The organism is Vibrio sp. S9_S30, from assembly GCF_014694455.1.
GTDB lineage: Bacteria > Pseudomonadota > Gammaproteobacteria > Enterobacterales > Vibrionaceae > Vibrio.
The window spans coordinates 96335-110196 of record NZ_JAAUWT010000003.1 but is presented as its reverse complement, the minus strand read 5'-3'; the positions used below and the strand labels follow the sequence as shown (position 1 = coordinate 110196).

Below are 13862 nucleotides of genomic sequence, written 5' to 3'. Positions count from 1 at the left end.
AAATTAATGACGGATAACAACCGTCTTGTAAAGCACGCGACGATATTTCTGTTCTTGAGCTTAGGTTTATTTGTTGCTTGGACTTGGTTTGCGAAGTTGGATTCTGCCGCCATTGCTACAGGTATTGTCATCGTAGAGAGTAAGCGGAAAAGTATCGAACACTTAGAAGGGGGTATTATTGCTCATGTGTATGTACATGAAGGTCAGAAAGTAGAAAAAGGGGCTCCGTTAATAAAAATCTCGGACATCACGTTTCAGAGCCGACTCAAACAAACTCAGCTTATCTGGATTAGCCGTCAGATAGAGTATCAACGACTGCTGGCAGAGCGAGATGACTTGCCCCATTTTGATCCTGCCATCGATAAAACTCAATTTCCCCATCTTGTTTTGGAAATTGAAACGCTCATCGCCAATCAGCGGTCACTGTTTTTTAGCCGTATGGATATGCGGAGGAAGGAGCTGGATATCGTGGACTCACGATTGAAACAGACCCGCAATCGACGTTCCTTCTCGTCGCAGATGTTGGATCAGAGAAAACAAGCTTTGGAATTTCTCAACGACGAAATAGAGATGCACGCTCAGCTTTTAGCTGAAGGCTTCACTTCGCGCTTAAAAGTATTGGAGCTTAAGCGTTCGGAAGTCTTATTGGTATCCGATATTATCTCCGTTCAGTCTGAATTGGATGGACAGATATTGTCGGTATTGGAACTCGAACAGCAAAAAAGTGCCATCCAACAAAGAAACCGCTCTGAGGTTGAAACCCAAATCGCTGAAGTTCGCAATGCCCTTATCACCTTGGAGGCAGAATTAAACTTGGCGAGTGATGTTCAGGCTCGAACCGTGGTAACAAGCCCAGCGAGCGGTGTGGTCTTGGGGCTGAAAGTGAATGCAGCGGGTGAAGTGGTTGGGGCAGGTGAAAGCCTTATGGAGATTGTGCCAGACAACGACAGCTTGGTTGTAGAAGCGATCATTAACCCTAACGATATCGATGTGGTTAGAGTCGGTCAACAAGCGCTGATTCGCCTCTCGGCGTTTAACTTCCGAACCACGCCGCCAGTTCAGGGTGAGGTTGTTTATATTGATGCAGACAGGACGGATTCTGATGGTGAGGAGTTAAGTGGTTTCAAAGTGAAAGTGAAACTCAACAGCCAAGAACTCGCCAACAACCTAGACATAGAGTTGTATCCTGGGATGCCAGCAGAGGTTTACGTACTGCTCGAAGAAAAACGGCCATTAGATTACCTGTTAGAGCCACTGAAAGTCAGCTTGCTAAGAGCCTTCCGAGAAGGCTGATCCTGATGCCAATACCACTTTCACGTAATCCAGTGTCGAGTGGATAAAGGCCATAGAATGAGGCAAAGACGGTGAAATACCAATAACCGAAGCATTGTTGAGGTAAGCGCGATCTGACTGTGTATTACCCTACTAACTCGACGATCACCGACCCGAGGTGGCTGCGTCGAAGGCAGTATTGAAGCGACGAATGATGGTTGAAACAATGTTTGTTTCAGAGTTCGCGCTTCAAAACTTGCCAACAAGGTAGTAGGTAAGAAATAATTGAAAGGGTGAATACCCAGAGATTATGACGACGATGAAAGAACTCAATACCCAGACCCATCGCTCCAACTTAGGCCAACAGAGCCTAGTGATTGGTCTGTTTTTTAGCTGCATTTTATTGGTAGGCAGTCTTTCTGTTATGCAGAGCATTGGTTTACTGACAGGAGAATTGCGATACGCCATTCAGTACTACGATCTGGTCGTTCATTTTTCTTTGGCTGCTATTCTCGGTCTAACCGCATCGTTGGCGAGCAAAATAGCGGGAAAACCGTTTCTCAGTTTCTTGTTGGTATTAATGCTGATTGACGAATTCTCTCAGATCTGGATCCCCAGCCGACAATTTTCTTGGGTTGATCTCGCATCCAATATCTTTGGTTGTCTTAGTGGCGTTTTGCTACTCCAATTTTCATTCTTCATTTCAAAGGCTTTAAGTCATCAGCATTCGGGATAACTCAGCTCCTGGGATAAATCAGCTCTCGGGATAACTCAGCTTTCTACGTGAACACCGTCGATATGCGCAAACAACGTCTATAGACGCAAGTAACCTCTATACTCGGTAATCCTAATATTCTGGCAACCCCAATACTCTGGCAACCCCAATATTCCAGTAGCCTCTATACTCACAAACCCTTGCCTTGATCCCAATACCATTTCCTAGCATCCAGAGGGGACTTGGGTATAAACTGGCGGCATGATAAAAACGAAAAAACAGTGACATGCGGATCATTCACACCTCAGATTGGCACTTAGGTCAAAACTTCTATACCAAAAGCAGAAAAAGCGAGCACCAAGCCTTTTTAGATTGGCTTTTGCAGCAGATCACCGAACATCAAGTGAATGCGCTGATTATTGCGGGTGACATTTTTGATACGGGTTCGCCACCAAGCTACGCCCGAGAAATGTATAACCAATTCGTTGTCGCACTGCAAAAAACGCAGTGTGCTTTGGTGGTGTTGGGTGGTAACCACGATTCAGTTTCGGTACTGAATGAATCTAAGCAGATTCTCGCATACCTCAATACTCATGTAATCGCGAGTAGCCTTGAGGAAAATGAGCAACAGGTGATAGAGCTCAAAAACGATCAAGGCGAGATTGGGGCATTGTTGTGCGCCATTCCTTTTTTGCGCCCAAGGGATTTGGTGGTGAGTCAATCCGGTGCGTCCTCGACAGACAAAAAAGTGGCACTGGCAGAGGCGATTAAAACGCATTATGCGAGCGTGTATCACCATGCATTAGCTCGGCAAAACGAATTGCATAAAACCCATTCAGGTCGGTCGATTCCCATCATTGCGACTGGGCACCTAACGGCACTGGGGGTGAAGCAATCGGAGTCGGTTCGGGATATTTACATTGGTAGCCTAGAAGGGTTTGCCGCTGACGGGTTCCCACCCGCAGACTACATTGCGTTAGGGCATATTCATCGTCCGCAAATCGTCGCTAAAAAGGATCACATTCGCTATTGTGGTTCACCTATTCCTTTGAGCTTTGATGAATTGAAATCAGAAAAGCAGGTATTGTTGCTTGATTTCGCACAGAGCCTCACGCCCATCATTACACCTATTTTTATTCCTCGTTTTCAACCCATGGCGATCATTTCTGGTTCATTAGCGGACATTGAAACCCAGCTTAATGACTATCGATCAGGTGAGCAGACGTTAAAAGAATCACAGAATGAACAACAGCTTGGGGATGGCTCAACGTGGCTCAGTATTGAGGTAGAGATAGACGACTACCTCTCGGACCTTCAGCAGCGTATTCAACTCTTGGTTGAAGAGTTGCCTGTTGAGGTACTGCAACTCAAACGCAGCCAATCTTCACGAAGGCAAGCACTGACACAAGAAAGAAATGAGACGTTGGATGAGCTCAAACCTGCCGATGTGTTTGAAAAAAGGTTGGAACAAGAAGTGTTTGAATCCGATGAAGAGCTTGCACGAAAAGCGCGGTTACAAAATGCATTTCTGGAGATCGTGGCGGAAGTTGAGGAATCAATGAAATGAAGATCCTCTCGTTAAGATTCAAAAATCTCAACTCGCTTAAAGGGGAGTGGAAGATAGACTTCACCCAAGCGCCGTTTAATGACAATGGGCTTTTTGCCATTACTGGGTCAACGGGGGCAGGAAAAACCACGCTGCTCGATGCCATATGCTTAGCGATTTACCACAAGACTCCTCGCCTTGGGTTGCTTACCCCGTCAAACAATGAAGTCATGACAAGGGGCGAGGCGGAATGCAGTTCAGAAGTCGAGTTTGAGGTTAAGGGGAAAGCGTATCGCGCATTTTGGAGCATGCGACGTTCTCATGGTAAGTCAGATGGGAACTTGCAAGCAGCCGTTGTTGAACTTGCCGAAGTGGACAACAAGAAAATCATTGCGTCACAAGCCAAAAAGAAACTGGAAGTCATCGAACACGTCACTGGGCTAGACTTCGATCGGTTCACCAAATCCATGATGCTTTCTCAGGGGCAGTTTGCGGCGTTTCTTAACGCCAAAGAGTCTGAAAGAGCCGAGCTGCTTGAAGAGCTGACTGGGACCGAGATATATGGATTGATATCGGAACGTGTTCATCAGCATTGGTCGGAATCCAAACAGAAAATGGTTGCGCTGGAGTCTAAAGCGCAAGGTGTGCAATTGCTCAGTGATGAGTATTGCCGTGAATTAAAAGCCGAGCTTGATAGCCTGATTGCCCAGCAAGCCGACGCCAAATTGTCTAAACAGCAATTAGACATGAGCATCCGATGGAAGAATGAGAAAGCAAGTTTACAAAAAGAACATCAAAGCGCCGAAAAGGCACTCGAAGCCGCGCAGCAATCTCAATTAGACTCTCAATCCGATCTTGATAAACTCTTGCTTTCTGAACCGGCAGAACGTCTTCAACCCCTCTATGCCAAGTGCACTGAGCTGAACCAGTTACAAAAGCAACAGCATCATGAAGTGGGCAACTTAATTCAGGAAACAACGGAATTAGAAGAGGCATTCCAATCTTTTCATCAAAAGCTTGATGAGTCCCAGAAAACACTGCTTTGCGCAAAGCAAGAGCAGCAAGATCTTGAAGACCTACTGACGCAGACGGTTTTACCGTTGGATAATCAAATTGAGCAGCTAGCGAACAAGATACAAACAGAATCACAGTCTGCCGTGCAATGTGAAGCAAAGCTTAATGAGGTGCTAAATGAAATAGCGCGCCTTGAGTTATTACAGGCTACTCAGCAGAGTGCATTGCAAAGTACCGAGCAGTTTCTAGAGCAAAACAAATCGCTTTCGTACGTTGCCCCAAACATAGAAAAGTGGAAAGTCCAGTCATCCTTAATACAGAATCAGTGGCAAGAAAGCCAACACCTCGCGGAAAAGTTACAGCACGTCGAATCAGAATATAACGAGCATATTCGTAAGAGGCACCAGTTGGAGTCAGAAAAATCGCAGCTGACTTTAACTTACACACAGCTCAATGACGCTGAAACGAAAGTCGCTGCCGCATTTGAGGCACTGTGTCAAAATGGCACAATAGAAGAACTGGAAGCGGAGCTTGAGCGGCTTAATCAGGCGCTTATTTTGGCGTTACAGCTTCAACATGGGCAGGCACGTTGGAGCGAGTTAAACCAAGAGAAACGAAACCTCACTCAGGAGTGCGATAAGCAGAAATCTGAACTCGCGGCACTGCTTGCCCAGCGTAACAATATGCGAGCGCAATACCAGTCTCAACATCAATTGGTGCAATCTCTTCACCAATTGGTGTCTCAGGAAGAGCATTTAGCGGCTTACCGAGCCCAGCTATCTCCCGATGTACCGTGCCCGCTGTGTGGGGGGGTAGAGCACCCAATATTGGAACATGTCACGGAAGCATTACCTGAAACCGTATCAAGAAAGCAAGAGGCAGAGAAACGGCTTGAAGAGATAAAACAATCCGGCGAAGCCCTGACGGTTCAAGTGGGGGCGTTAGAACGCCACCAAAAAGACAACCAAGGGAAGGCCGATGCTCTTCAGGCTGAGTTAGAGAACATCGCCTCACAGTGGAATGAAAAAACACCCAACCTAGCAACGCCCATTGCCATAGAAAACGCAAACAGCGCATGGAATTTGGTGCAAAGCTTAGAACAAACCATCACGTTTACCAAAACACACCTCTCCCAGAATAAATCCGCATCCAAAGAGTTAGAGCAAGCCCAAAAAAGCAAAAGTGAACTGTCAGAAAAACTGCAACAAACGGAGGGGCAATTGCAGCTACTGGGCAAGGACTTGCATTTGTCTGAAGCCACGAAGCAAGAGCTGTTGGCTAGGTCGCAAAGCGTAACAAAAGAAACACAAATAGCAGAAAGTGAGTTTAAACAGCAGGTTGAGTCCTTAGGGCTTCGTTTTCCCTCTCAAAACACGCAACAATGGTTTGATGGGTTAGAAAGCCAAATTGCAGAGTATCAGCGGTCTAGTCAAAAGCGGGAAGAGCTCAAGCAGAGCGTGGCCGTAACTCACAGCCATTCAGATTCATTGGCGAAGCAGAAAACAGAATTATTAAATGCTCTGGACGTGCAGCAGCAACGTGTGAAAGACACTGAACGTGCTCTAAATGAGGTGAAATCGAAGCGTTTTGGAGCCTTCCAAGATAAAGTGGCTTTACATGAACGCGCTCAAATCCGTGAAAAAATTGCCGCTCTAGACGCTTTACACCACAAACTGGATGCGCAGTTGAAATCCTCTCAAGAGAAACTGGCGAATGCATTAGGCAAACAATCGACAGTGACTGCAAACTTAGAGACAACGAAAAAAGCGCTAAAAGAAGCGGAGAGTTCTTGGCAAACGGCTTTGGATGCCAGCCCGTTTGAGAATACAGCAGCCTACCAAGCCGCTCTTTTGTCGGAAGAAGAAAAAGGCAGAATAAAGGCACTCCAACAGAGCCTTAATCATGCCATCACACAGTCTCAAACGCTGCTTGAACGTTGTAGAAAGAAACTGAGTGAGATGAACGACCACGTTAACGCCCTTGATTGGGATAAAGACAGCTTAGAAGCACTCACTCTCCAACTTGAGGAAGTGCAGCAAGCATTGGATCGTCGAACCAAGCGAGAAGGGGAGATCAACCAAGAGTTAGCGTCGGATCAGAAAAGGCGGCAAGATCAGGCAGAGCTCTTGGAAGAAATTGAACGCTATCGCGTCGTCTATGATGATATCCAGTATCTGCATTCCATGATTGGTTCCCAAAAAGGCGATAAATTCAGAAAATTTGCGCAAGGTTTAACGCTTGATAATTTGATTTACTTGGCGAATAAGCAGCTCTCTCGTTTATATGGTCGATATCAATTGCAGCGCAAGCAAGGGGAAGGCTTAGAGCTCAGTGTGTTGGATTTGTGGCAGGGTGACAGCGAGCGAGATACCAAAACATTGTCTGGTGGGGAAAGCTTTTTGGTGAGCTTGGCATTGGCGCTGGCGCTGTCTGATCTGGTGAGCCACAAGACGAGTATCGATTCGCTCTTTTTGGACGAAGGGTTTGGCACATTAGACGCGCAAACTCTGGATATTGCGTTGGATGCATTGGACAGCCTCAATGCGTCTGGGAAAATGATTGGTGTTATTAGCCATATTGAGGCGATGAAAGAGCGCATTCCGGTTCAACTGAAAGTGTCCAAAAAAAGTGGGCTCGGCATCAGTGAGCTTGCACCCGAATATCGAGTTTAAAAAATGTCACACCCCTAAATCAGCACATCTTAGGGAAGCCAGAGAACAACATCATGACGAAGAAAAAGACAGACAGCGAAGAAGTACTCAAATTGGAGAATCAATTTTGTTTTCCACTCTATAGCGCAACGAATGCCGTTATACGTGCTTATCGCCCATTGCTAGACAAGCTGGATCTTACCTATTCACAGTATCTGGTTATGATGGTGCTTTGGTCACAAAATGGCATTAATGTTAAAGCGCTAGGGAATAAACTCTATTTGGATTCAGGTACACTTACCCCTCTGCTGAAGCGGCTCTCAGGTAAAGGGCTGGTGGAGAGACGACGTGCACAACATGATGAGCGGGTAAGAGAGCTGTATTTAACCGAGCAAGGACAAGCTCTAAAATTAGACGCTGAAAAAGTGCCAAGCGAGATGTTGTGTGCTTTGGATATGGATCTCGACGATTTGATTCAAATGAAGCAGTTATGTGAAAAGCTGCTAAAGAAGTTAGATCACCATTAGCTATTCACCGATTCTTTATATCTCAAGGGTTAGCGATTCACTCAAGGGTTAGCGATTTACTCAAGGACTAGCGATTAACTTAAGGATTAACAATGAACACCATTCAGGTTGAACAACGGACAGTGACACCTTCAAAAGTACTTTGTGTTGGTCGAAATTACGCTGAGCATATTGCTGAACTGAATAACAGTGTTCCAGACCAAATGGTGGTGTTCAATAAACCCAACAGTTCTATCAGTGCGACTCTTCACTCTTTCCTTGGAGAAACGCTCCACTATGAGGGGGAGATTTGCTTTGTGGTCATGGGGGGGAAGCTAAGCCATGTCGGGTTTGGGCTGGATTTAACCAAGCGAGCCCTTCAATCTGATTTGAAAGGCAAAGGGTTACCTTGGGAAAGAGCAAAAGCCTTTGATGGTAGCGTTGTGTTGAGTCGTTTTGTGCCGATTTTACCGCAAGATTTGCCCAATCTCACACTAGAATTGTTCATCAACTGCGTTCGCGTTCAGTCTGGCGGCACCAAAGATATGCTCTATCCACCGCTTCACATATTGGATGAACTGCAAAGTTACACCAGTCTAGAAGATGGAGACGTCATTATGACGGGGACACCAAAGGGGGTGGGCACCATTGAAAAAGGCGATCTTTTTTTAGCAAGAATCAAATGCCTAGATAAAACGTTGATTGAAACGGAATGGGTGGCGAAATAAGATGATACCCAAGTATCTAGAGGTTACTTGGGCATAGACAACCGCAATATTTAGATAGGAAGGGGGGTGGAGACATCGACCAGTACGCCGGCGGGGTCTTCCAGTAATAGCCTTTTTTGGCCATAAAACGTGGGTTCAGGCGTTTGAAGAACAACATAGTTTCTCTGCTCGGCCATTTTAAATACGGCATCGACATCTTCGACGACAAGCGTGACAAACAAACCACTGGCTGCTCCCTGATACCGTGGGGGAACCAATTCATGTCCCGCAGTAATAAGCCCTAATTCAACATTGCTTTTAGGATGCACCAACTGAATAAACCATTCACTTTCAAACCCAATATCAAAGCCAAATAACGTTTGATAAAATTGCTTAGAGGCAAGCAAGTTGTGCGTACAAAGTGTGGTCATCAATCGTTCAACAGACATCAGGTTTCCTTTTCAATTGTGTACTCGGGTTTCGTCAGATACCGAGATAAAGAGCGAGTTTACGTTTAGCTATCCGAAGAGTAGTAACATAGTTTTCTCATGACGTATGCTTCTTATTTAACAGACCATGTAGGATATTCTGCTCAATCATATGCAGTGATATAAATATAACTTGCTGAAATTAAAGAGGTAATTTGCTATCAAATGGGATGTTCTTATTTAAAAAGCGTGCATAACATCACAAATAGTCGGCATTATATATGCAAGTATGTTTTTCAACACATGAGTGAGTGATGAAAATTTAAAGGATGTTGACTAGAAATGCGGTAGCAATGGCTACACTATTGGTTCTTTTTGGGTGCGCTAATGTGCCGAAGAGTAATGTGGCGGATTTTAGCCAGTCAGCGACCAATATGCTTGACCATGTGTCTGGGGTCGTCAGCGAATATAATCAAGCGAAGTCTCACCGAGATCTCACCTATCTTGCAGCCAAATATAATGGCTCTTCTAAAGTGATGTTCAATTCCGACGAATTTGCGCCATTGGCAACTTACCAATTGCCGGAAAGCTCGCCCATTTTAGCGATTTCAAACGCGCTTCTTGCCTATTCTAAGGCGTTAAATGATTTGGCTTCTGCTAATAATGAAGCTGATGCAGAATTGGCCGCACTGAGTTTGTATCAAGCGGCTGAATCGTCGCCATGGGTCAATCTTTCGATATCAGAAGACAAAGTAGGGGTTGCGCAAAGTGCGTTGGTGGCGTTAGTGGGGAGCTACAGTGAAGAAAAAAAGCAGCGAGCACTCAAAAAAGTCATTACAAATTCCGATGCCATCGTTTCTCAGCTGAGCCTCAAATTGGTGGAGTTGATTAAAGCGCATCAGATAGGCACGGCAATTTATTTATCACGTTCCTATGTGTTGAGTGAAGAAGTTCAGGATTTCAATCGAAGAGCAAACCTTCGCCAAATGCCGCTAAAAACAAGTCGGGATGAAATAGAAAGGTTGTATGAACAATGGGAAGAAATGGCGGCCACCCCTCTTCTTATCGAGCAAACGGTTAAAGCAATTGACACCTTCCGAACGAGCCATAATAAGATGGCAAAAAGCCTCAATAACGGAATGTTTACGAAGGCCACTTTGGTGCAAGTGCAAGCTAGAATGAAAGAGGTCTCTTCTCGCTTCAGTACAACAAAAGGGTTATTGGAAAACTGTGAAGATGGCGTCGAAGTCGTCGATAGTAAACTCAGTTGCAAAGGGCAAGACAAATGACAGACACGGTGGTCAACGAGATACAAGTGAGCATGAAGGCGCTGAGTCGAGCCGCAGAAAGCGCAATTGATCATGAACAATTCGAGATCCGAGAGCAACAACGGCAGTTGTTTTTGAGATTGGATCGGTGGGTGGCGGCGAGAAAACCGGAGGGATCCTCGGAAGAGATCGCGATGGCGATTGAACTCTTAAAGCAACAGCAAAAAGTGGCCATAGAGGCAGAAGGCGCGTTAGATTCTCATGCAACCTTGTTGAAGATATCCAAAAAGGTGATTGCCGTGATTGATAAAATTCTGGACGCCGTTGCTTGATTAGGGGCTGTAGACTCTAGTCTGTACTTGTACTTGTACTTGTACTTGTACTTGCACTTGCACTTGTACTAGTGCTCGCCCATCCCCTATATTCGTTTTGTGCATTGGATTTCGGTTATACCCAACAAGCACCTTGAGGCTACTTGGGTATAAATCACGGATTCTCCGTTATACCCAGATTTCGAAATCAAACATGTCTGCCGCACCGTGTTAATGACGCCTAGCTCGGGTCTCTTATCCTCTTCTCTTTTATGTTCCGCTTCTAAAATTCGCATTGACTTTCATACTCACGATAGCCAATATCTCCTGCGAATAGAGCAAAGGAGCTTAAAATGGCAAAGAAATGCAAGAATAAGACGCTTATCCACGACAATGTGGTCGGGATGCAACACGAACACGGCAGAGGCGTGATTCAAGATAATGCGCTTAAGGCGATAGTCACCAGTGAGCTTTTTAGAACTCGGGTGGTAAAAGCGAAGAAAGGAAAAGGCAGTTTTAGCCGAGGGAACAAACATAAAGGGAAAGAGCCCTATTCAAAGCAAGCGGCGTAATCGCTTTTTTTGAATAGGGCTCTTTCGTTATACCTAAGTAACCTCAAGAAGCTTGGTTCAGCGAGAGTTAACTTGGTTCAGTGAGAGTTAACGGGTACTCAGCAAAGCTATAGGAACAGAATACCTACCCAAACAAGACCCGCCAGCAATAAGGCGACAAATACCGCGGCAGATCCAATGTCTTTGGCTCTCCCACTCAACTCATTCCATTCCGAACCAAAGCGATCCACAGCGGCTTCAATGGCAGAATTGAGCAGTTCAACAATGATCACCAAAAGCACGACACTGATCATAGCCACTTGTTCTAGTGGAGTAACGGGTAGGAAAAACGTTAATGTGCTGAGAAATACGAGTAATCCCACTTCTTGACGAAAAGCGGCTTCATTTTTCCATGCAGCTTGCAAACCTTTCATAGAGTAGCGTGTCGCATGCACAACACGAGTAAGTCCGGTAGCCCCAGGTTTCATTATTTTCCTACAGATTTCTCAATACAAAACACGCATTGTATACCTAAGTAACCTAAAGACGCTAGGTTCATCCACGTCTTTGTCTAGGCGATAGGCTTGGTTTCAGAGAATGTGTTTTGGGAGAATATTGTATTCTATTTTCATCGGTTTAATCTTGTTGACAGGAGTTTGACAACACTTACTCTGTATGTGTGTTCAGTGAATATAGCGTTTAGCAAGTTGAGCATAAGGATTGTGTTATAGAGTGAGAGATGGATGAATTACGATATTTTTAATGGTGATGCAGACGGCATTATCGCCCTTCTACAGCTTAGGCTGAATCAACCTAAAGATGCCGTTCTCGTGACTGGCGTGAAGCGTGACATTAATTTGATCAGTAAAATCGACGTCCAGCAAGGTGATGATCTGACCGTTCTCGATATTTCAATGGAAAAGAACAAAGCGGATTTGTTAAACGCTCTTGAGAGAAAGGCAAAGGTTTTTTATGCGGATCATCATAGACCGGGTGACATTCCTGAAGCGGAGAATCTACAAGCTCATATCAATACCGACCCAAACACCTGTACGGCTCTGATTATTGATGAACTCTTAGCTGGGAAGTACCGTTTGTGGGCGATCACAGCGGCATACGGTGACAACATGATTGCGCGAGCGGACGATCTTGCCGATCAACTTTCTTTATCCAAGGAACAAAAAGAGCAGTTGAAAGAGTTCGGTACATTGGTGAACTACAATGGTTACGGCGCAACTGTTGAAGATTTGCATTATCATCCAGCCGATTTGTTTAAGGCTTTGTTGCCGTACTCATCTCCGTTTGATGCCATTCAGCAAACTAACTCCCCTTATCATGTACTGAAGTCGGCGTATGAGAGCGACTTTTCTAACGCCTTAGCGGCGAAAGCGACTCATCAATCGGATTTGTTGACCGTTATACAATTGCCGAAAGAATCTTGGTCTGGAAGGATCAGTGGGGTTTTAGGGAACCATTTAGCCAATTCAACCCCAAATTCTGCTCATGCGGTGTTAACCAGTAACTTAGATGGGTCTTACATGGTTTCGCTGCGTGCCCCGCTCAATAACAAGCAAGGTGCTGGGCAAATTTGCAGTGAGTTTCCAACTGGGGGAGGGCGTGAAGCCGCCGCTGGGATCAATGCATTGCAGCCTGCCGATTTACCGCGGTTTATTGAACGTATTGAGTCCTACTACCGCTAGCCCCCTTTGCAAGTAGAATGAAAGAAACTCATGGATTTGTAGGTCTGTCTGTTTGAATTAATAAACGGACAGCACCCATGAATGACCACTTTTTCACCTTACTTGGGCTTAGTGCGGCAGCCCTATTCATGTCGACATCGATATCCGCTCAAACATGGACTCACCAAGGACAACCAGCACAACTCGTTGAGTTGTTTACGTCTGAAGGGTGTTCAAGTTGCCCACCAGCCGATCGATTCTTAAGCAAATTCCAATCTTCAGCAAAACTATGGGAAGAGATCATCCCTATCGCGTTTCATGTCGATTATTGGGATTATTTAGGGTGGAAAGATGACTTTGCCCATCCAGCGTATAGCCAGAGACAGCGTTTGTATCGCGCTTATGGAGCCATTAGCTCGGTGTATACGCCGGGGTTTGTAGTTGATGGAAAAGAGTGGCGTGGCTTTTTCTCGCGAAGCCCGTTACCAGCCAAGAACCGAAATGATCGTGGCGCACTCACACTCCATAAGAATCAAGATAGCTTTTCATTAACGTATGATCGTCAAGGTCAGTACACTGCGCACTTAGTTTTGCTGGCTATGGATGAAAAAACAAAAATCAAAGCCGGAGAAAACAGAGGGCGAGAATTGGAACATGACTTTGTGGTTTTGAATAAATACCAGATGAATGCAGAACAACACTGGGACTTCCAAAATATCATGGCATCTAATAATGCGGATGCTGTGGCGGTTTGGCTGACTCAGGGGAATCAGAGTCAGCCAGTTCAAACCGTTGCGGGTTATATTCACTAAGGTTTTTGCTCATTGTGGGTTTAGATAGAAACGATCACTTTGCAATGAGCTCTTATATTCCGCCCCGAACGTGGAGAACTTCCGAATGTTGATCTCCATGAACAAGGTAAAATACGACACAAGAATCCCAATATTCGATTAATGCTTGTTCATGTTGATTCAAAATCAAGCAACCAGTTGAGTTTCTAAGAAAAAAGTGACCTTTAGGGGTTCCAATTCTCAATGCTTGTGGCAATATAGAACCCGCTCAACGATGATGCGTGCATCGTATAATGGCTATTACCTCAGCCTTCCAAGCTGATGATGCGGGTTCGACTCCCGCTGCACGCTCCAATTCCTTCCTAAGATTTCAATCACTTATTTCCTTGTCTGCCTTATAGCCTTGCCATTATGCATATCACG

The 13862-nt window shown here is 45.2% G+C and carries 12 protein-coding genes, 1 tRNA gene and 1 pseudogene; 12 read left to right on the top strand and 2 right to left on the bottom strand.

All coding sequences use genetic code 11. The features are described 5' to 3' along the window. Nucleotides 1-6 precede the first annotated feature (6 nt). From HC752_RS04570 to HC752_RS04545, 6 genes are all read left to right on the top strand, one after another. On the top strand, nt 7-1293 hold the full coding sequence (locus HC752_RS04570) for an HlyD family type I secretion periplasmic adaptor subunit (protein ID WP_190333946.1): 1287 nt from the start codon (nt 7-9) through the stop codon (nt 1291-1293). 289 nt (nt 1294-1582) lie between these two features. Next, nucleotides 1583-2008 (top strand): VanZ family protein, encoded by a 426-nt coding sequence (locus HC752_RS04565; RefSeq protein WP_190333945.1) that lies wholly within the window; start codon nt 1583-1585, stop codon nt 2006-2008. Between the two features lie 265 nt (nt 2009-2273). Continuing rightward, complete coding sequence (gene sbcD / locus HC752_RS04560; RefSeq protein ID WP_190333944.1) at nt 2274-3554, top strand: exonuclease subunit SbcD; 1281 nt, start codon at nt 2274-2276, stop codon at nt 3552-3554. Further along, the gene (locus HC752_RS04555; RefSeq protein WP_190333943.1) at nt 3551-7219 is read left to right on the top strand and encodes an AAA family ATPase; all 3669 of its coding nucleotides are present in this window, start codon (nt 3551-3553) and stop codon (nt 7217-7219) included. Before sbcD ends, HC752_RS04555 begins: the two co-directional genes overlap by 4 nt. A 53-nt stretch (nt 7220-7272) precedes the next feature. Next, nucleotides 7273-7725 (top strand): MarR family winged helix-turn-helix transcriptional regulator, encoded by a 453-nt coding sequence (locus tag HC752_RS04550; RefSeq protein ID WP_190333942.1) that lies wholly within the window; start codon nt 7273-7275, stop codon nt 7723-7725. 92 nt (nt 7726-7817) lie between these two features. Further along, nucleotides 7818-8432, top strand: coding sequence for a fumarylacetoacetate hydrolase family protein (locus tag HC752_RS04545; RefSeq protein ID WP_190333941.1), 615 nt, complete (start codon nt 7818-7820; stop codon nt 8430-8432). Between the two features lie 50 nt (nt 8433-8482). Here the strand turns inward: HC752_RS04545 and HC752_RS04540 are convergent, their stop codons facing one another. Then, nucleotides 8483-8860 (bottom strand): VOC family protein, encoded by a 378-nt coding sequence (locus HC752_RS04540; protein ID WP_190333940.1) that lies wholly within the window; start codon nt 8858-8860, stop codon nt 8483-8485. Nucleotides 8861-9228: 368 nt separating this feature from the next. Between HC752_RS04540 and HC752_RS04535 the strand changes: the two genes are divergently transcribed. The 3 genes and pseudogenes from HC752_RS04535 to HC752_RS04525 form a co-directional block, all read left to right on the top strand. Further along, nucleotides 9229-10128 (top strand): hypothetical protein, encoded by a 900-nt coding sequence (locus HC752_RS04535; RefSeq protein WP_190333939.1) that lies wholly within the window; start codon nt 9229-9231, stop codon nt 10126-10128. Then, nucleotides 10125-10439 (top strand): hypothetical protein, encoded by a 315-nt coding sequence (locus tag HC752_RS04530; protein ID WP_190333938.1) that lies wholly within the window; start codon nt 10125-10127, stop codon nt 10437-10439. The genes HC752_RS04535 and HC752_RS04530 overlap by 4 nt, the downstream gene beginning before the upstream one ends. A gap of 383 nt (nt 10440-10822) precedes the next feature. Further along, nucleotides 10823-10978 (top strand): annotated as a pseudogene (locus tag HC752_RS04525) (alternative ribosome-rescue factor A); the annotation flags it as partial. A gap of 119 nt (nt 10979-11097) precedes the next feature. Here the strand turns inward: HC752_RS04525 and HC752_RS04520 are convergent. Continuing rightward, complete coding sequence (locus tag HC752_RS04520; RefSeq protein WP_190333937.1) at nt 11098-11457, bottom strand: diacylglycerol kinase; 360 nt, start codon at nt 11455-11457, stop codon at nt 11098-11100. A gap of 255 nt (nt 11458-11712) precedes the next feature. Here HC752_RS04520 and HC752_RS04515 point away from each other — a divergent pair, with 255 nt between their 5' ends. The 3 genes from HC752_RS04515 (at nt 11713) to HC752_RS04505 (ending at nt 13793) form a co-directional block, all read left to right on the top strand. After that, nucleotides 11713-12669, top strand: a complete 957-nt coding sequence (locus tag HC752_RS04515; RefSeq protein WP_190333936.1) for a DHHA1 domain-containing protein — start codon at nt 11713-11715, stop codon at nt 12667-12669. Nucleotides 12670-12746: 77 nt separating this feature from the next. Further along, nucleotides 12747-13460, top strand: coding sequence for a DUF1223 domain-containing protein (locus tag HC752_RS04510; protein WP_190333935.1), 714 nt, complete (start codon nt 12747-12749; stop codon nt 13458-13460). Between the two features lie 258 nt (nt 13461-13718). Then, a tRNA-Gly gene (locus tag HC752_RS04505) sits at nt 13719-13793 on the top strand. Nucleotides 13794-13862 lie beyond the last annotated feature (69 nt).